Annotated in this window: 1 pseudogene; it reads right to left on the bottom strand. The window is 60.5% G+C overall.

The features are described from left to right. Positions 1 to 256: pseudogene (locus SB679_RS25240) on the bottom strand (hypothetical protein); the annotation flags it as partial.

Below are 256 nucleotides of genomic sequence, written 5' to 3'. Positions count from 1 at the left end.
GTTACTGTCAGCGTTGCATTATAAGGGGCAGGCGCCGGCTGGCCGTTCGGCAGGACAGGCGTCATGACGAGGTTGGTGCCGTCGTACTTGATGTATTCGTAGAGATAGCCTGCGTCCGGTGCAGAGGACGTGGAGATCTTGAGGGTGTCGTTGCCCGCACCACCATCGATCACATCGGCGCCGTCGCCGATCGTGTAGATGATCGTATCGTCGCCGTCACCGCCATTGATCGTGTCGTCACCGGCGCCGCCGATCA

It is taken from the genome of Chryseobacterium sp. SIMBA_029 (assembly GCF_046535275.1).
Lineage (GTDB): Bacteria > Bacteroidota > Bacteroidia > Flavobacteriales > Weeksellaceae > Chryseobacterium.
Note: the sequence above shows the minus strand (reverse complement) of the source record. Positions and strands in the feature narration are given on the sequence as shown.